The following is a 20,701-nucleotide window of genomic DNA, read 5'->3' as shown; positions in this document are numbered from 1 at the left end:
TTATGAAATTAAATCAATTATTTTTTCTATTAATGAAAAATTTGGAATAGTGTGAAAAACACCATTATTTTTTTTTTGATTATTAACAGCACGTAAAAAAATATAAAAAACGCCACCAAAATTATTTCTATAATTGTAGTATTTGATTTTTTTTTGTAAATATGTATGTACTGCTACAGTATATATTTGATATTGTAAATCATATCTTTGATTAATTATTTCTTTTTTTATATTCTCATCGGAATAAATACTATTATTATTTCCTAACCAATTAGATTTATAGTCTATTATATAATATTTTTTTTTCCAACAAAAAAGTAAATCAATAGATCCTGTTAATATTCCCTTTATTGGATCAAAAGATAATTTTGGAGAAAGAATTGATATTGAATCAGAAGATTGAAGTGTTTTATTTAATTCTGTACTATATAGAATATTTTTTATAGGCAAAAAAAATTCTAATTCTTTAATACATAATTTTTTATTTATCTTTGATAAAACAATATTTTCGTTATTAAGAGGAGTATTTATAATATTTTCTACCCAAGACATTAATATTGGAGTCCATTTAGAAGAGATATTATATTTTTCTAAAATCTTAGAAAACCAATCATATTTTTTTTCATTTAAATCATGTAAATTTCTTAGTATATAATGAATCATTATTCCAGTTTTTTTTCCTGTCGGAAAATTATGTACTGTTAATTTTTGATTTTTTTTTATATTTAAAGCATTATCTAGAATAATTTCTTTTTGTTCATATGCTGATGATTTATTCTCTTTTTTTAATTTAGTAAAACTTATTACCTTCCAAATATTATGTATATGTTCTTTGAACATATTCCTCTTAGATATTAAATGAATATTTTTTTTATTAATAGATAGCATAGAATTATTTGCACTATTTTGTACTTCTATAAAATTATTCATACTTAATTTGCTCAATTGATCAAACAAATTTTTATAATTCATAATTTTACCATTTTGTATAATATATCCTAGACCACTATTGTGAATGTCACTATAGTCTCGATTCTTTATTTTTTGTTTTATTAAGCATGCTATTCCAATACTACAATGAACAATTGCTCTTGTGAGTGCAACATATAAAAAACGTACATCTTCTGCAAGTCTTTCTTTATCAGATATTTTCAAGCTTGCTTGATTTTTTTCTGTATCAAAAAATACTTTAAAATTTTCTTTTTTATGATAAACAGGTAGTTTGGATTGATTAAAATCTATGCTAAAAGGTATCCAAACAATAGGATATTCTAATCCCTTTGCTTTATGTATAGTGACAATTTTAATTGATTGAGATTCACTTAAAGATCTGATACGTTCATTATGTGAAGGCTGTTTTATTGCTAATATTTTTTTTTGAAACCAACGAATTAAAGATTCTTTTTTATCAAAAAATTGAAATTTTTCTTCTAATAATTCTGCTATATGAAGAAAATTCAAATTTTTTTCGTAATACATCTTGAGGTCTATAATATTAGAATTCATTTGATATTCTAATATCATAGTTTTAATCATATTAAAAATCCCTATTTTTTGCCATATATTATTATATTCATATAATTTTTCTATTATTAAAAAAGACTTTTCTTTATTATTTATTTTTTTTAAAATATGTGTAGAAATAGATTGTTTTAATAAGTTTTCATTATCTGGTTCTAGAATACTTTTAAGTATCCAAAGTAATTCTTGAGCATCAAAAATTTGAAATATACTGTCTTTATAAGATGAATATATTGACATGATATTAAGTTTTTTAAGTTCTTGTGTAATCAGATTTGCTTCTTTTTGATTTCTCACTAATATAGCAATATCTTTATATGTCAGAGTTTTTTCTCCTTTTTTAGTTTTAATTATAGCATTTCCTTCTTTTGCACAAGCCAACCAATAACTAATTTCGTTTGCACATTGTTTTGAAATCCAAACTTGATAATCATCTATATAAACTTCTTTTTGTTCTTGTAAAAAAAATTTAATTGGAATTTGAGAAGTTTTGTTGATTACAAAGTCCATTTTTGAATTTTTATAGGAAGACTTAATAATTTTGAATGAAAGATTTTTAAATATGAATGGATTATTATGTTGAGAGAATAAAAAGTTGATACTTTTACACATTTTAGTTGAAGAGCGCCAATTAGTATCAAGATAGTAATGTTTTTTTATTTTAGATTTAGCGTATAAATAAGAAAAAATGTCAGCTCCTCTAAAACTGTATATTGCTTGTTTTGGATCTCCAATAAGAAATAATACTGTTTTTTCATTTTTTTTGTATAATAAATCAAATATTTTATATTGTTCAATATTAGTATCTTGAAATTCGTCAATAAATGCAGCAGGGTATTTTTTTCTTATTAATTCTCTTAAATACTGATTTTTTTTTATAGTTTCCAAAAGAATACTTAGCAAGTCATTAAAACTTAATAATGATTGATTTTTTTTTTCTTTAAGTAAAAATCTATTAATATTTTTTATGGCATTTAATATAATAATTTTTTTTAACGAAAAATTATTATTTAATATTTTTTCAGTTTCTTTAAATATAATATATTCTGAACTAATATTATTAGTTGTATTTTTTTCTATGTAATTTTTGGAAAAGTATTTTAATGCAATAGGAAGTGTATAATCTTTCGTTTCAGATTTTGCCCAGATTGTAATATCATTAATCCATCTAGAAAGATTAAACTTACTATATATTTTTTTATTTATCTTTAATAGATACATTAATCTTGATATTGCTCGATAGTTATTTAACCAAATTTCTTTAAAATTATTTATTTTCTTTATATTGTTTTCGTGATATGAAAGTAATGTTTCGTTTTTTAAAAGTCTTTTTTTAAAGTTTATTGATTTTATATGTAATAATGGTTTTATTTTTTTTAGAAGGTTTTCTGGACTATTATAATCTTGACAAATAACATTCACAATGTTTTCTGGTAAGTTATAAAAAAAACGTCTCCAAAAATCTTCTGTAGCTTGTAAATATAAATCATCTTCATTTTCAATTATTTCGTCTTTAAAAATAATATTGTAATCAAAAGTATACCATTGCAAAATTTTTTGACAAAAACTATGTATTGTATAAATAGAAGAATGGTTTATATCATTTTGTGCTTTATTTAAAATATCAACAGCCTCATCTATGTCATTTATTTCTCTTAAAAATAATTCGAGAATAGGATCTGAAGTTGTCTTATTAATACAGGTGAAATATAAGTTTTGAATTCCATTTTTAATCCGTATATATAATTCTTCTTTTGCTGTATTAGTAAAAGTGACTACGAGTATTTGATGTACTAAAAGTTTTTTTTGCTTATTGCCTATACCTAATAATAAACGGAGATATAATAGTACAATTGTAAAAGTTTTCCCTGTTCCAGCAGAAGCTTCTATTAAATTTATACCATTGAGCAATATTTTAAAAACATCAAGTTTTTTTTTAAAATAATCAGTATTCATGTTATTTTTTTCTATTCTTCAAGATTGGTATTAACCATTTTTTAGCTATTTTGCATATTTCTTTTATATTATTAGTATTGAGTTTTTTGATTATAGTATTAATATAAAAATCTTTTTTTTCTCCTTTAATATAATTATTTCCTATCCAACATTCTAATAGTTTTTTATATGCTTTTCTTTTTATATTCTCATCATCTTTAATACAATTATCACTTTTATCATAAACTTGATCAAGCCAACAAGCACCTGATTTTATCAAAAATAAAGGAGTTTTTATACCTCTTATATATCCTTCAATATATTCTAAAAGATAAGCATATGCGATATCAGATTTTAACGGAGAAAAAGACCATGTTTGATTTTTATAACCTATAATTTTACTTTCTCCACAACCTGTTGATATGGAGTAAATTAAATGTTCTAACCATAGAGAAATACGATCACTATAGTTAATTAAGCTTGGTTTCCAACGTAACAAACCTGTGCTCTGTATTTCAGATAAAATACCATTTATTTGATAATTCTGTATTTTTAAACAAATCTTTTTTTCTTCTGTGTCGTGTTTATTTTGAATAACTTTTTTTGCTATAGAATTTATTTCTTTAATATTTTTATTCCAGAAATTCATTCCAAAAAATTTATAAGGCAACTTTCCAGAAAGTACATAATATTTAAATAATTTCGTTGTATCTTGATTATTTATTATTTTGTTTAACAAAAGATTTCTTATCTTGAAAGAGTCTAGTATATTTACTACAAAAGGTTCTGTAATATTAATGTTTTGTTGTTTTAGATTAAATTTTATTTTTAAAGTATTTTTAACAAAATAGCGTATTGGATTTTTCCAAAAACTTATCAAATCAATTAAATTAATTTTATTAAAATGATTTTTTTTTAATTCTTTTTTATTAAAAACATTTTTATTGTGTTTTTTTGTATCTATGTTGATAGGTGTTTTTTCTAGTTTTTTTTTAAAAATATTTACATTTTTTTTATCATAAAAGTAATTTTGTTTATATTTTGTACATAATTGCTTAGAAATCTTTGCAATGTTTTTATCTAAAGATAAATTTTTATCTCCTATTAAGCAATAATGTATTGCTATATAATTTAATAGTTGATCTACTAGAACGGAGGGATATGTTTTGCTTGCATCTTTAATAGAATAACCAACATAACTTATATAAAAATATTCTTGAGTACAAGATATACTTTGAAGAAATAAATAACAATATTGTTGGTAAATATTTACATCTCCAATTAATGGATATTTATGTAGAAAATTAACACTCTCCATATTATTTGTACTTTGAGTACTTTGATAATCAGCACCAATAATACATATTATTTTAAATGGAATATAACATATAGCAGAGGGATGACAAAAATTTAGTACGTCAGGTAAAAATTTTTGATTGTTAGTATGATTATATTTGTTGATAAATTTTTTTTGTAATATTTTAATTGAAATTTTATATGAATAATTAGACAATAAACCGTCATCAATCATTTCTATCCAATTTTTTTGAATAATTTGAATAGATTCTTCTGTTTTTGCGTTTATATGAAAAAAATCATTAATTATTAATTTAGACAATGAACGCCAATAAATAAGATTTTGTGTTTTGGATAGTTTTTTTTGCCATTTCTCGAGTTTTTTTATAAATATAATTAATTTTTCTAATAATTCCGTTCTCGAACCATTAATTAAACTACATGATAAAACATTATTCCAAATATTTTCTGTATTATTCATTGCATAACTAAGAAGTAATTTTTCAATACCGTACAACCAAGTATTTTGGTGGATTTTAGGAAAAGATAAATAATCTTTATGTTTTTCGTCAATTGCCCACCTAATATTTGTTTCTTCTATCCAATTGTATAAAATGTTTATTTCTTCTTCTGAAATATCAAAATTCTTTGCTATTTCAGGAATATCAAGTAATGCTAATATTTCTTCGTTTTTAAAACGGTTATTGGATAAATTTAATATTGTATTAAAAGAAGATAATATTATTTCTGTTTTTTTAGAGAATTTTTTGGAGATAAAAAAAGGAATTTGCTCTTTTTTACTCAATGATTTAAATACTGAATTAATATAAGGAATATAAGAATCAATTGAAAAAGAAGTAACTACTACATCTTTTGCTTTAATATTTGGATGCTCTAAAAAAAATGTTAATAGTTTTTCGTATAGTATTTCAATCTCATGTTTTTTATTAAAACAAATATGTATAGAAATAGAATTATCTGTCAAAATAAAATATTTTTTTTTAGTTTTGTTAGTATTTAATCTGTTTTCTAAAAAAAAATCATTTTTAATATTATTAAGCAGATTAATATTTCTATTTTTTTTGAAACAAGTAATTATTTTTGTTTTTTTAGATTGTATAATATATAATGAGTAAATTTTTTCATATTTTCCCCATAATTTTATCAGTGAATCACCGAATATGTATTCTTTATGTTTTTTCTTTAAAAAATCTTTTTCTTCTTTAATTATATGAAGTATATTTTGTCTAAAAGGTGTAATATATAAAAAATAAATATGAATATATGGACTAATTTTTTTAAAAATCTTTATATAAGAAGGATTTAACGAAAAACAAGAGATAATAAACAAACGTTTAGGACAATCTTTTTTTTTTATTTTTTTTTTAATTAATTCTTGAATAAGATAAAATAGATTTGAAAAATGACAATAGTACTTATTATATTTTGTAGTTTGATTTATTATTTCCATCCATAATTTTTTTTGCCATTTCTCATTGGCATCAATATTTAGTATTTTTTCATTTTTCTCCCATGTATTAATCCAATTAGGACGGTATAAAAGATACTGTTCGAATATTTGAGCCATTAAACATGAAAATTTAAAATTATTCATACTATTGTTATTTTGATAGAAATTTTGAGAGGAATTTTCTTTTAAAATTTTCATGATTTTCCATGTCATGATAGAATGAGTAAAAATATTTTTTAAGTCTTTTTTATATGAAAATTTTCGAAACAATTTCCATATAAAATCATTAGGATGATATAGGTTAAAACCAGTAGAAATTCCTATTTTATCAGCAATGAATATATTCAAGTATTGAAATAATACCTTATTATCATGAATAAAAATCTCTTTTTCAAAAATATTAGGAAGAGGTTTTTTCTGAATAATTTGACATACTTTTGATAGTAGTACAGTAAGTTGATTAGATTGATAAACTGAAAACATAAGTACCTAATTTTTTTATTGAATAAATATAAAAGATTTTTAAAGATAATTTTTTATTTATTTTTGTAAAGATGTACATCTATTTGAGGATAAGGAATATTGATATTATTTTTATCTAATTCTTTTTTAAACTTAGCCATCAAATCCCAGTATACTGAATTTAAATCATTAGTACTACTCCAACAACGTACTATAAAATTTAAAGAAGACGGAGCCAATTCGCTAAGACCGATAATAATATCTCTATCTTTAATAACTCTATCTTCTTTTTCTATTACTGCACGTAAAATTTTAATTACTAAATCAATATCGCTGTTATATGATACACTTATAATAAATTCATTACGACGCGCTGGTTCTCTTGAATAATTAATAATATTACCAGAAATAATCTTATTATTTGGAACTACTACAATTTTTCCATCTAAAGTACGTAGTGTTGTATAGAAAATATGAATATTTAATACAGTTCCTGAAACACTTTCTAGATCAACATATTCTCCTGTTTTTAATGGTCTTAGTGTGACTAGTAATACACCAGCTGCAAAATTAGATAATGAACCTTGTAAAGCTAAACCTATTGCCATACCTGCCGCTCCTAATATAGCAATAACTGATGTTGTTTGTACTCCAATTCTACCCAATGCAGCAATTAATGTAAAAGTAATAATAATATACCGCATTAATGCAGAAAGAAAACCAGCAATAGTAGCGTCAATACGACGAGTAATCAATACTTGATTAACACCATTAGATATTATTTTAGCTATAAACATTCCCGCAATTAAAATAATAACTGCAGATGTTAGGTTTACCATATATCCAAGAAGTAATTCTTGATTACGTATTAACCAATTTCCTGCGTGATTAATATCATTTACGACATTTAATTCGTCCATTATTATCTCTGTATATTTTTATCTTTATTGATAATTTTTTAAAATATAAAATGATTTTTCGGAGAATATTTTGATTTATTCCCCGGAATAATATTGAAATATTTAATAAAATATTTTTATAAAATATTAAAAGCGTTTAATTCTTTAAAAGATTGTTCCAACCTGATTGACATTGATTCTTGTGATGCTCTTATCCATGATCTTGGATCATAATATTTTTTATTTGGTTTATGTTTATTACTATTATTTCCTAATTGATTTTGTAAAAATTCTTTGTTTTTTTTGTAAAATTTTAATACACCTTGCCACGTTGCCCATTGCATATCAGTATCAATATTCATTTTAACAATACCGTATTGAATAGATTCTTCTATTTCTTTTAAGTTAGAACCCGAACCTCCGTGAAAAACTAAATTTAATGGATTTTTTTGTAAATTATGTTTAGTACTAACATATTCTTGTGAATTTTTTAAAATAATAGGTTGAAGATCAACATTTCCAGGTTCATATACACCGTGTATATTACCGAACGAAGCTGCAATGCTAAAATTTTTACTGATTTTATTTAATTTTTCATAAGCATAGTTAACATCTTGAGGCTGCGTATAAAGTAATTTTTTATCTATTTTAGTATTATCTATACCATCTTCTTCTCCTCCTGTACATCCTAGTTCTATTTCTAACATCATGTTAATGCTTTTCATTTCCTTTAAATATTTACTACAAGTATAGATGTTTTCCTGTAAAGTTTCTTTTGATAAGTCAATCATATGAGAAGTAAAAAGAGGCTTCCTATGTTTAATATAATATCTTTTACCTGCTTCTAATAATCCATCAATCCATAATAATGTTTCTTTGGGACAATGATCAGTATGAAGTATTACTGGAATTTTATAGTACTTAGCAACTAAATGTACATGATTAGCGCCTGATATAGCTCCTTGAATCGCTTGTTCTTGATTAATTGAAAATCTATTTTTATAACCTGCAATAAAAGAAGCTCCTCCATGAGAAAATTGTATTATAACCGGGGATCGTACTTTAGCAGCAGTTTCTAGTACAGTGTTGATAGAGTCTGTTCCTATACAATTAATGGCTGGTATTGCAAACTGTTTTTTTTTGGCTAGTTCAAATATTATACGAGCTTCATCACCATTGATAACACCAGGATTAATAATATTTAAAATATTCAATGTGTTTCCTATTTATTATGTGAGATTCAAAATGAATTAATTAATTTATTTTTTTAAAATTTTTTTCTAACATATCTATTGCAGGTAATTTTTTCCCTTCTATAAATTCTAAAAACGCTCCTCCTCCAGTAGAAATATAAGAAATACAATCTTTTATATTAAACATGTCAATAACAGATAGCGTGTCTCCTCCTCCAGCTATAGAAAATGCATGACTACGAGCAATAGTTTTTGCAATTTTTTCAGTACCTATTCTAAAATGTGGAAATTCAAATACTCCAACAGGTCCGTTCCAAATAATAGTTTGCGAGTTTTTAAGAATATTAGTAATTTTTGTAATAGTTTCATCTCCAAAATCCATGATTTCTTCGTCTTTTTTAATATTAGAGGGTAATCGGATTATGGATTTTTCAGTTTTACAAAAATTTTTTCCTACTCGAGAATCAATTGGTGTAATAATATTATATTTATCACGTAATTTTTTAGCTTCAGGTATAAAATCTGGTTCATGTAATGATTTTCCTATTTTATAATCAATAGCTAAAAAAGTATTTGCTATACCCCCTCCAACTATAATTGTATCTGCAATTTTAGATAATTTATGCAATACATTAAATTTAGTTGATACTTTTGCGCCGCCTACTATTGCTACCATGGGACGTTTTGGTTCTTTTAGTGCTTTTTTTAAAGCACTAATTTCATTTATCAAAAGGGGTCCCGCACATGCAATTTTAACAAATTCTCCAATACCATAAGTGGATGACTGCATTCTATGTGCACTTCCAAAAGCATCCATTACAAATATATCACAGAGACTAGAATATTCTTTAGACAGTTTATTGCTATTGCTTAATTCTCCCTTGTTGAAACGAACATTTTCTAACATTAGTATTTCTCCAGAATTAAGCGTAATATCATTTAAATAATTCTGAGAAAAATACATTTTCGTATTATTAAGTTTTTTTTTTAAATATTCGAATATAGGTAGTAAAGAATACTTTTTTGTATAACATCCTTCCTTTGGTCTCCCTAAATGAGACATAATAATAACTTTTGCGTTTTTTTCAATAGCTAGTTTAATAGTAGGAAGAGCCGCTAATATTCTAGCTTCAGATTGGATAATTCCATTTTTTATAGGAACATTTAAGTCACTTCTTATTAATACTCTTTTCCCTGTTAGATTTAATTCAGTCATTTTTCTGATATGCATAAAAACTCCTTGTGTAATATAATTATATTCAATTTTTAGTATTATTTGTAATTTGATTTTTTGTAAAAAACTATTTTAACCTGTTACTATATTAATAACAGGTATTAAAAAAATAACATATTTTAATAAAAAACTTATTAGAAAAGTGAAAAATAATTTATTTTTTTTGATCTAAATATAGATTTAATTTTTAAACCATGCCTTGATTCCATCAAGAAACATTTGAGTAGAAAGCATAATTAAGATTAAACCCATCAGACGTTCTAAAGCATTAACACCCTTAGAACCAAATAACTTTAAAAATAAACCAGATAATAATAGTATTATAACAGTAAAGAACCATGCTATTAATAGAGATCCAACTAAATAAGAGATATGATTTAGATATTGATGCGATAGTAACATTAATGTTGCTAATAAAGATGGTCCAGCAACTAATGGAATAGCTAGAGGAACTAAAAAAGGTTCTTCATTTTTAGATACTTTATTACTGTTACTATTTTCGGAAGGAAAAATCATATTAATAGCGATTAAAAATAAAATAATACCTCCAGATATAGAAACGGTTTCAGTTTTTAAGTTTAAAACAATTAGTATTTTTTCTCCAACAAACAAGAATAATAGCATGACAATTAATGCTATAATCATTTCCCGTATAACTATCATTCTTCTTCTTTTAGCTTCTATATGTTTTAATATGGTCATAAATATTGGAAGATTTCCCAAAGGATCCATAATTAGAATTAGCAATATAGTCGTAGAAATTATTTCAGTCATTTTAATTGATCGTGTCCTTTTTTGATTTATTATATTTACATATAAAATTCTTATTTTTTTGAATATATACTAATTAATTTTTTCACAATTAATTATATAAAAATTTTTTTTTAATATAAAATTATAATTTATAGTATATTTAAAATAGATCTTTTTATTTATGTATTTTTGATTAAAATTTTCAATCTCTTATTAGAGGTGATATATATTTACAACATAACATGTGTATTTATTAATATTTTTTCTAATTATTTCAGGAGCCGGAAATCTTTACCTTAAGTACTTTTATTATCAATTTTAATAAAATGTTATTTTCAATGTAAAATAATCCGTGTATTTACTAATGATAAAACTTGTTGGATTAGTTGGTTGGCGTGGAATGGTTGGATCGGTTTTATTAAAAAGAATGCAAGAAGAAAATGATTTTATAAAAATTAATCCTGTTTTTTTTTCAACATCTCAATCCGGTCAAGATGGTCCTGTAATAAATAATGTGCGACATAATATTTTAAAAGATGCGTATGATATTAATCTATTGAAAAAAATGGATATTATAATTACATGTCAAGGAAGTGTGTATACTAATAAAATCTATCCATATTTAAGAAAAAATGGTTGGAAAGGTTATTGGGTAGATGCAGCTTCAACCTTAAGAATGAAAAGTGATTCTATCATTATATTAGATCCAGTTAATCATCATATTATAAAAAACTCAATCAAAACAGGTGTTAAAACTTTTATAGGAGGAAATTGTACTGTTAGTTTAATGTTGATGTCTTTAGGTGGATTATTTGAAAAAAAATTAATTGAATGGATTTCTGTTGCTACTTATCAAGCAGCTTCTGGGGCGGGTGCACGTCATGTAATAGAATTATTAAAGCAAATGGGATCATTATTTAATAGTGTAAATACAGACTTGTTAAATGGTTCAAAATCAATTTTAGATATCGAACAAAAAGTAACTCAAATATCCCGAAGTTCTCTTTTTCCTATAAAATATTTTTCTGTACCTTTAGCTGGTAGCTTAATACCTTGGATTGACGAAGCAATGACTAACGGTCAAACTCGAGAAGAGTGGAAAGGCCAAGCTGAAACAAATAAAATTTTAGGTTTAAAAAATAAAGTTTTAATTGATGGAACATGTGTACGAATTAGTTCACTTAGATGTCATAGTCAATCATTTATTATTAAATTAAAAAAAGAAATATCCTTAGAAAATATTGAAGAAATTATAAGTACTCACAATAGATGGGTTAATATTATTCCCAATAATATGCGAGATACATTGTTAAAACTGACTCCATCTGCTGTAACTAATACATTGAATATACCAATAGGTCGATTAAGAAAATTAAATATGGGTCCGAAATACTTATCTGCTTTTACTGTAGGAGATCAACTATTATGGGGTGCAGCAGAACCTTTAAGAAGAATGTTAAACATATTAATTAATTGATTATAATTTTTTATCAATTATTATAATAATATCAGTTTTTAATATATACACTACATTTTAATATAAAACTACTATATATTAAATTTTATGTGTATATATTAAATATTTTATTATATGTAATCTTTAAAAGATTTTATATAAAAACATTATAATCCCTTTTTTAATAAGTAACGATAGGGTTTAATTTTTATTTCATGTTCTAATAATTGATGTTGCATAAAATAACAAAAGTTTGGAATATCTCTTGTTGTTGATAGATCATCTGCTATAACTAATATTATTTGATTTTTTTTCATATTACGAAGTGTTTTCCTAATAATCATAATTGGTTCAGGACATCGAAGACCAATTAAGTTCAATATAATATGGTTTTTTTTTATCATTGTTCAATTTAAATGTATTGTAAATTAGTATTATATCACTTGTATTATGATAAATAATATAAAATCTCTAAAAAAGAGATGCTAATCTTCGTCATGGTACAATTTTTTTAATAGAATATATTTGTTTACTATTGATGGTAGTAGTCCATGAGAATTCTTACCGGTAGAATAATTTTTTCTTATTTGACTTGAAGAAATATCAATCATTGGTGTATTAGAAAAAAAAATCAATCCACATGATTGTTGATGTAGTAAATGATAATCTTTAACAAGATGAGAATTAATCCAATTTTCTAATTGAGAGTTACTTTTTTTTTATGATTTCTAGGACAAATTAACAAATGAGAGTAAAATAATATTTTTTTCCAATCTTTCCATAGATTAAAAGATTTTAAGTTATCTTCCCCTATTATAAAACATAAAGGTCTTGAGTGACCTATTTTTTTTCTAATTTTTTTTAACGTATCTATAGTGTAAAAAAACCTCATCTTTTTTGTTTCTAAATAGCTAATTTGAAATAAACGGTAATTATTAATAGCAAATTTAATCATTTTTACTTTATCTACAATGGATGTTTTGCTTTTTTCTCTATGAGGAGGATTTTTATTTGGCAAAAATATTATTTTTTCTATAGAGATTTCTTGTGCTAAATTTTTAGCTAAGTAAAGATGTCCATAATGAATGGGATCAAAATTTCCACCAAATATTGCATATAATTTTTTCATATTTATTTCTAGATATATAAAATGTTAGTTAACATAATATTAAAGTTATTTTTTGTAATTGATTCCATACGGCACTATTATTTTTTTGTTTTATGTTCATTTCTATTCTTACAAGCATTTGTATCGCTTCAAATAAAACATTATAATTAATGTGCTTAAATCCATATATAAAAAATTTGCATCTTTTTTTTGAAATTTTTTCATCTACTAAAAACATATTAATATTTATATTTTTTTCGCGTTTCATGTAAATTAATTTCAATAAATCTTTTTGTAAACTGCGTATTAAAACAAGAACATCATATTGATGATTGCGGAAAAAATTTAATATATAAATAGCTTTTTTTATTTTACCTTCAAGTATAGCATTGATCCAATGAAAGGGATGAAAACTAAAAAAATCAATAATAAATTTTTTTATTTTATCGACTGTAATATAAGTATTAGGCCAAGTTATTACAAGTACACTTAAAACATTATATATAAATAAAGTATCACCTTCATAATACTTACATAATAAAAACAATGCTTTTTCTTCTATATTTATATTTTTTTCTTGAATTTCGTATTTAATCCAATTAATAAATTGTAAATTATATGGTGTAAAACAAGATACTATATCAGTATTTTTTTTTAATTGAGCAAGTGATTTATTTTTTTGAATAGCAAGAGATAAGTGATTGAATTTTAATATCATTAAAATATCTGAATTTAATAAAGAAGATATTTTATTAATATTTTTCATTAAAACAATGTTTAATTTTTTAATAATGAAATTAATAATTAAGCTGGTTTTTTGAAAAAATAAATTTTTCTTTTTATAAAACAAAATAACTTTTTCCCAATCTTTATTTTTTTCTATATCTATTGTAGATGTTTCTAAAAATCCTTTTTGAGATGCAAAATTTAATATTAATTCTTGACTTTTATTTAATAAAAAGAAGTCTTCTCCTAAAAATACATAAAGAAAATTCAATCTTTTGGTTAAATATTCTTTGAGTTCATATAAATGTATATTTTTCATGTAAATAATGACACTTTTTTTAAAATATTTTTTGTAATTATATTACAAAATTTATTATTTTATTTTGGATATATATTATTTTCTTAATGTTGATATTTTGTAAATATTTTTTAATAATAGTTTGATTTTTTGCATGTAAAAATATTTCTTCTTTATTTAAATTGTTAGAAATTTTTATAGTACACCGTTTTTTACCATTAATTTGAATAACAATAATATTATATTTATTTGAAAGTGTTTTTGTTTTAAAAATAGGCCATTTTTGATCTTCAATTGAACTATTTTTACAGAAGTATTTCCAAACAACAAAACAAAAGTGAGGTGTAAATGGATAAAGCATCTTAATTATGCAAATTAAAGATTCTCGCATAATTGATTGATCTTGTTTTTCTTGCATGGGAGCTTTTATTAATTTATTTACCAATTCCATAATTGCAGAAATCGCAGTATTAAATGTTTGCCGGCGACTGATATCATCAGAAACTTTAGTAATAGTTTTGCGTAATTGGCAGAGTAATTCGTTCTGTTTATCATTTAAAAAATTAAAATCTATTTTTTCATGTTTATTTTTTAAATTAATGTAATTATAAGCTAATAACCAAAGTTTTTTTAAAAAACGATGTATTCCTTTAATTCCAGATTCTTTCCATTCTAGTGAGGCTTCTACAGGAGCAGCAAACATGATAAATAGACGAATTGTATCTGCACCATAATTTTTAATGATTAATTCTGGTTCTATTCCATTATTTCTAGATTTAGACATTTTAATCATTCCGGCATAAAATAAATCTTTTCCTTGTTTGTTATACGATTTAATGATTTCTCCTTTTAAGTTACGTTTTATTAAAACTGATGATGAATGAATCCAATTTTTTTGAGAATTTTCATCAATTTCGTAAAAAGCATCAGAAAGAACCATACCCTGACATAATAAATTTTTAACTGGTTCATCAAAATCGACTAATTTAAAATCACGCAATAATTTGTGAAAAAATCTAAAATACATTAAATGCATAGTAGCGTGTTCTATGCCACCAATATATTGATCAACAGGAAGCCAGTATTTTGATGCTATTGGATCAATCATTCCCGTGTTAAAATGTGGACAAGTATATCTTACATAATACCAAGATGATTCTATAAATGTATCAAAAGTATCTGTTTCTCTAATAGCTTTTTGTTTTTTGATAAAAATTTTAGCCCATTTAGAATTAGGATTAATAGGTTGCTTTAATAAATGATTTTTTTTGTCAATTTCTGGTAAAAGTACAGGTAGTTTTTCTTTTGATATAGGTATTATATCTCCATTTTGTAATGTTGCCATTGGAATAGGAGCACCCCAATAGCGTTGTCTTGAGACACACCAGTCTTGTAATTTATAATTAATTTTATTTTTTAATATTTTTTTTTGCAATAATGTTTTTTTTATTTTTTCGGTACTTTGTTGAAAATTTAACCCATTAAATTCTTTTGAATTAAATAGTATTCCTTTTATGTTCATATAAGAGCAATAAGGTTTAATTTCTTTATTATTTGGATTTAAAATAACATATTTTACTTTTAAATTATTTTTAATTGCGAAATTCCAATGATTTTCATTGTGTGCAGGAGTAGAAAGAACCGAATTAGTTCCATGTTCTTGTGTAGTAAAATTTGCAATCCAAATAGGTATTTTTTTTTCTGTAATTGGATGAATAACAAAAATATTTGTATTAATTCCCTTGTATTTTATTTTTTCTTTTTCTTCTTTTGAAATATATTCATATTTTTTTATAAATTTTTTTATAGATTCGTTTTTTTTTGATAAATCTATAGATAATTGATGACAAGGAGATATAGCAATATATGTAACACCCATTATAGTATCTAATCTATCAGTAAATGTTTTTAATTTTTCAGAAGCATTAAAAACCTTTAAAGTAATTTCAAATCCTTCTATTCTTCCTATCCAATTCCTCTGCATGTTTTTTACATTTTCAGGCCAATGAGTAAGTTTATTTAAATCTTGGTATAAAGACTCAGCATAACTTCTTATTTTTACAAACCATTGTGGAATTTTTTTTATTGTTATTTTATTTTGACATCTCCAACAACAACCATCGATAACTTGTTCATTAGCCAAAACGGTTTTATCATAAGAGCACCAATTTACTAAACTATTTTTTTTGTAGACTAATTTTTTTTTATATAATTCAGTAAAAAACCATTGTTCCCAACGATAATATTCTGGCTTACATGTAGTTATTTCACGACTCCAATCATAACCAAAACCAAGTAGTTGAAGCTGTTTTTTCATATGTTTTATATTTTTTTCAGTCCAATATAAAGGAGGAGTATCATTTTTTATAGCTGCTTCTTCAGCAGGTAAACCAAAAGCATCCCAACCCATTGGTTGTAAAACATTTTTTCCTAACATTCTTTGATAGCGAGCTATAACGTCACTAATAGTATAATTTCTAACATGACCCATATGTAATTTTCCAGAAGGATATGGGAGCATAGGAAGACAATAATATTTTTCTTTTTTAGAGTTTTCATTAACTTGAAAAGTTTTATTTTTTTTCCAATATTCTTGTACGAAAGGTTCTATTTTTTTTGGGGAATATTCTTTTTCCATCTTTATTATCTCTGAAATAAAATTTTTAACAAAAATAATATTTATTAATTTTAAAATAAATAGCACTATATTTTTTTTAAAAAATATTGTTATATTTCTGACAAATTTGGTGTTTTATTTTCTGGAACTGTTACATGTATTTGTATTACTTTTCTACTATCTGCTATAGATACTTTAAAAGAGTATCCATTAATATTAATACTTTCACCACGACTTGGTAAATGACCAAATTCTTTCATTACTAATCCTCCTATTGTATCTACTTCTATATCACTAAAATTAGTATTAAAAGTTTCATTAAATTCTTTGATTTCTGTAAGCGCTCTGACAGAAAATGTACATTTTTGTAATTTTCGAATATTCAATTGTTCTTCATCATATTCATCTTCAATTTCTCCAACAATCAATTCTAGTATATCTTCTATAGTCACTAATCCGGAAACAGCTCCAAATTCATCAATTACTATTGCCATATGATTTCTTTGTGAACGAAATTCTTTTAACATTCTATCTACATATTTACTTTCTGGAACTACAACGGCTGGTCTTAATATATTTTTTATATGGCATATATTTGTTAAATTTTTCATAAAAGGTAATAAATCTTTAGCCATTAAAAATCCTTCTACATAATTATTATCAGGACTCATTACTGGAAAACGTGAATGTGCAGATTCAATAATAATATCAAGGCATTTGTTTAAATTATAATTCAACTTTAATGTTATCATTTGTGTTCTAGGAATCATGATATCTTTGATTCTTTTTTTTGCGATATGCATGACACCTTCTAACATATCACAAGTATCTTGATCAATAAGTTCATTTTGTTCTGAATCACGAATTAATAATAATAGTTCTTCTCTGTTTTTAGGTTCATCATGAAAAATTTGATTTAATAAAATAGAAAAGAAACCTTTTCTATTTATTTTATCGCAGTTTTGTGAATGATTATCACTCATAGTATTAGATTATCTATTTAAAATATATGTCTTACTATTCTATGGTAGAAAAGCATTAGTTAAAATATTTTTTATCAAAGATTAGAAATTTTTTAAAGTATATGGTTTATAATAATTTAAAGATAACATTATTTGATTTTCCATTTTTTCCATAGCTTTTGCTTCTTTATTGTTTTTATGATCATATCCCAATAAATGCAGTGTTCCGTGTATAGTCATATGTGCCCAATATGCCTCTAAGGTTTTATTGTATTTTAAAGATTCTTTTTTTATTATGTTTTTACATAAAACTAAATCTCCTAATAATTTATGATTCATTTTAATAAATTTATTAATAGGAAATGATAAAATATTTGTTGATTTATTTTGGCCTCTATAAGTATAGTTTAAATACTGAATTTCTAGTTCATCTACAACACGAATTGTTATTATATTAATATTTTTTTTTTTTTAATAAAATTTTTTGTATCCATTTTTTAAAATGTAATTTTTTTGGTATATATTGATTTTTTTTACAGCAAATTTGAAGGTTTACAATAATGTTTTTCATATTTTCAATTAAATTATTTAAATAAGTTCGCCTTTTAATGAATGTGTATGTATTTTTTTAATTTTTAAATTAGCAAATTGTCCGATCATATTCGGTGAACCTTTGAAAGTAACAATTCTATTATTCTCTGTTCTACCATATAATTCCATGATATTTTTATTAGAAACACCTTCTACTAAGATAGATTGTATGCTTCCAAACATTTTTCTACTCCATGACATGGTTTGTACATTAATATGGTTTTGTAAAATATATAATCGTTTTTTCTTCTCTTCAATATTAAGATTGTCTTCTATTTCTGAAGCAGGCGTTCCAGGTCGAGCAGAATATATAAAGCTAAAACTCATATCAAAGTTAATCTTTTTTATCAACAGAATAGTTTCTTGAAAATCTCTTTCAGATTCTCCAGGAAATCCTACAATAAAATCAGAACTAATCTGAATATTAGGTCTAGCAATGATTAATTTTTTAATAATAGACTCATATTCTTCTACTGTATATGAACGTTTCATCAAATTGAGTATTTTATTAGAACCACTTTGTACGGGAAGGTGTAAGAAACTTACTAATTTTGGTGTATCTTTATATACTTCAATAATGTCATCAGTAAATTCTAATGGATTACTAGTAGTAAAACGTATTCTATCGATACCATCTATTTCTGCTACTAATCTTATTAGTTCTGAAAAATAACAAACTTTTCCATCAAAGGTTGGACCTTGATATGCATTGACATTTTGTCCTAATAAGTTTATTTCTCTTACACCATTTTCTGCTAACATTGATATTTCAAATAGAACATCATCACATGGACGACTTATTTCATTTCCTCTCGTATAAGGTACTACACAAAATGAACAGTATTTATTACATCCTTCCATAATAGAAATAGATGCTGTATATCCTGTTTTTTTAGGTTGTAAAAAATATTTAAATTTTTCTAATTTAGGAAAACTAATATCTATAGATAAGTTTCTATGTTTTTCTACTTCAGTAATCATTTTTGGCAATCTATGTAAAGTCTGAGTGCCAAATATAATATCTACATAATTTGCTCTTTTAAAAATTTCCTTACCTTCTTGAGTTGCTACACAACCTCCTACAGCAATAATAACTTCAGGGTTTTTGTTTTTTATTTTTTTCCATCTTCCTAGTTGATGGAACAGTTTTTCTTGAGCTTTTTCTCTAATTGAACAAGTGTTTAATATTAAAATGTCAGCATTTTCTACGGATTCAGTGAGTGAATATTCATTTTTTTTTTGTAATAAAGAGATTATCATAGATGAATCATATTCATTCATTTGACAACCCCAAGTTTTTATGTATATAAATTTCATCTTTTTAAAAATTAATCCCCTTGAATGTATAAATATATTCGATTTAATATAAAACTTTAATTTTATATAGATATTTTCCCTTTAATCGTTGGGTGAGGATCATAACCGATAATTTTAAAATCTTTAAAAGAATATTCAAATAATGATTGAGGTTTTCTGGTGATTATTAATTTCGGAAGTTTTTTAGGAATTCTAAGTATTTGTTTTTTTGCTAATTCAATATGATTGTTATATAAATGAACATCACCTCCTGTCCATAAAAATTCTCCAACTTTTAAATTACATTGCTGTGCTATCATATGTACTAGTATTGAATAACTGGCTATATTAAAAGGGAGTCCTAGAAATACATCACAAGAACGTTGGTAAAGTTGACAGCTTAGTGTTTTGTTGCAAACATAAAATTGAAAAAGTACATGACAAGGTGGTAATCTCATGTTGTCTATTTCACCAACATTCCAACTAGACACTAGTATCCTACGTGAATCCGGATTTTCTTTTAATTGTATTAATATCTTTTTTATTTGATCAATTGGTTCACCTTTTTCTGTATTCCAACTTCTCCATTGTTTCCCATAAATTGGACCAACATCTCCTGATTTATCTGCCCAATTATTCCAAATTGATATTTTATTTCTATTGAGATAGTTAATATTTGTATCTCCTTTTAAAAACCATAATAGTTCATAAATAATAGATGGAATATGACATTTTTTTGTTGTTAGAAGAGGTAAACCTGTTTTTAAATTAAATCTCATATTGTAGCCAAAAATAGATAATGTTCCTGTACCTGTGCGATCTTTTTTTTGATTTCCAATTTTGATTATTTTTTTGATTAGTTTAAGATATTGTTTCATTATTC

Annotated in this window: 14 protein-coding genes and 1 pseudogene; 1 reads left to right on the top strand and 14 read right to left on the bottom strand. The window is 23.9% G+C overall.

Annotation, left to right across the window (positions count from 1 at the left end; translation table 11 throughout):
* The 6 genes from recB to D9V68_RS02300 form a co-directional block, all read right to left on the bottom strand.
* Window positions 1-3,477 (bottom strand): exodeoxyribonuclease V subunit beta, encoded by a 3,477-nt coding sequence (recB, locus tag D9V68_RS02325; RefSeq protein ID WP_158357957.1) that lies wholly within the window; start codon window positions 3,475-3,477, stop codon window positions 1-3.
* Window position 3,478: 1 nt separating this feature from the next.
* Window positions 3,479-6,706, bottom strand: coding sequence for an exodeoxyribonuclease V subunit gamma (gene recC, locus D9V68_RS02320; RefSeq protein ID WP_158357954.1), 3,228 nt, complete (start codon window positions 6,704-6,706; stop codon window positions 3,479-3,481).
* Between the two features lie 53 nt (window positions 6,707-6,759).
* Window positions 6,760-7,605 (bottom strand): small-conductance mechanosensitive channel MscS, encoded by an 846-nt coding sequence (gene mscS, locus D9V68_RS02315; protein ID WP_158357952.1) that lies wholly within the window; start codon window positions 7,603-7,605, stop codon window positions 6,760-6,762.
* 116 nt (window positions 7,606-7,721) lie between these two features.
* Window positions 7,722-8,798, bottom strand: coding sequence for a class II fructose-bisphosphate aldolase (fbaA, locus tag D9V68_RS02310; RefSeq protein WP_158357950.1), 1,077 nt, complete (start codon window positions 8,796-8,798; stop codon window positions 7,722-7,724).
* Window positions 8,799-8,838: 40 nt separating this feature from the next.
* Window positions 8,839-10,008 (bottom strand): phosphoglycerate kinase, encoded by a 1,170-nt coding sequence (locus D9V68_RS02305; RefSeq protein WP_158357948.1) that lies wholly within the window; start codon window positions 10,006-10,008, stop codon window positions 8,839-8,841.
* 183 nt (window positions 10,009-10,191) lie between these two features.
* Window positions 10,192-10,785 (bottom strand): YhgN family NAAT transporter, encoded by a 594-nt coding sequence (locus D9V68_RS02300; RefSeq protein ID WP_158357946.1) that lies wholly within the window; start codon window positions 10,783-10,785, stop codon window positions 10,192-10,194.
* Window positions 10,786-11,128: 343 nt separating this feature from the next.
* On the opposite strand from D9V68_RS02300, the gene asd reads away from it, so the two are divergent.
* On the top strand, window positions 11,129-12,241 hold the full coding sequence (gene asd, locus D9V68_RS02295; protein WP_158357944.1) for an aspartate-semialdehyde dehydrogenase: 1,113 nt from the start codon (window positions 11,129-11,131) through the stop codon (window positions 12,239-12,241).
* 146 nt (window positions 12,242-12,387) lie between these two features.
* On the opposite strand, the gene tusA is transcribed toward asd, so the two are convergent.
* From tusA to thyA, 8 genes and pseudogenes are all read right to left on the bottom strand, one after another.
* A complete protein-coding gene (gene tusA, locus D9V68_RS02290; RefSeq protein WP_410051799.1) occupies window positions 12,388-12,624 on the bottom strand; it encodes a sulfurtransferase TusA in 237 nt (78 codons plus the stop codon).
* Between the two features lie 81 nt (window positions 12,625-12,705).
* Window positions 12,706-13,349, bottom strand: a pseudogene (nadD, locus tag D9V68_RS02285) (nicotinate-nucleotide adenylyltransferase).
* 28 nt (window positions 13,350-13,377) lie between these two features.
* A complete protein-coding gene (holA, locus tag D9V68_RS02280; RefSeq protein WP_158357942.1) occupies window positions 13,378-14,373 on the bottom strand; it encodes a DNA polymerase III subunit delta in 996 nt (331 codons plus the stop codon).
* A gap of 37 nt (window positions 14,374-14,410) precedes the next feature.
* The gene (gene leuS / locus D9V68_RS02275; protein ID WP_158357940.1) at window positions 14,411-16,990 is read right to left on the bottom strand and encodes a leucine--tRNA ligase; all 2,580 of its coding nucleotides are present in this window, start codon (window positions 16,988-16,990) and stop codon (window positions 14,411-14,413) included.
* An 89-nt stretch (window positions 16,991-17,079) separates the two neighbouring features.
* The gene (gene corC / locus D9V68_RS02270) at window positions 17,080-17,952 is read right to left on the bottom strand and encodes a CNNM family magnesium/cobalt transport protein CorC (RefSeq protein WP_158357938.1); all 873 of its coding nucleotides are present in this window, start codon (window positions 17,950-17,952) and stop codon (window positions 17,080-17,082) included.
* An 81-nt stretch (window positions 17,953-18,033) separates the two neighbouring features.
* Window positions 18,034-18,351, bottom strand: coding sequence for an rRNA maturation RNase YbeY (gene ybeY / locus D9V68_RS02265; RefSeq protein WP_261979606.1), 318 nt, complete (start codon window positions 18,349-18,351; stop codon window positions 18,034-18,036).
* A gap of 168 nt (window positions 18,352-18,519) precedes the next feature.
* On the bottom strand, window positions 18,520-19,839 hold the full coding sequence (gene miaB / locus D9V68_RS02260) for a tRNA (N6-isopentenyl adenosine(37)-C2)-methylthiotransferase MiaB (protein WP_158357934.1): 1,320 nt from the start codon (window positions 19,837-19,839) through the stop codon (window positions 18,520-18,522).
* A gap of 62 nt (window positions 19,840-19,901) precedes the next feature.
* On the bottom strand, window positions 19,902-20,696 hold the full coding sequence (gene thyA / locus D9V68_RS02255; protein WP_158357932.1) for a thymidylate synthase: 795 nt from the start codon (window positions 20,694-20,696) through the stop codon (window positions 19,902-19,904).
* Between the last annotated feature and the right edge of the window lie 5 nt (window positions 20,697-20,701).

It is taken from the genome of Buchnera aphidicola (Hyperomyzus lactucae), from assembly GCF_005081705.1.
Classification (GTDB): domain Bacteria; phylum Pseudomonadota; class Gammaproteobacteria; order Enterobacterales; family Enterobacteriaceae; genus Buchnera; species Buchnera aphidicola_Y.
This window is presented reverse-complemented; position numbering and strand designations above follow the sequence as displayed.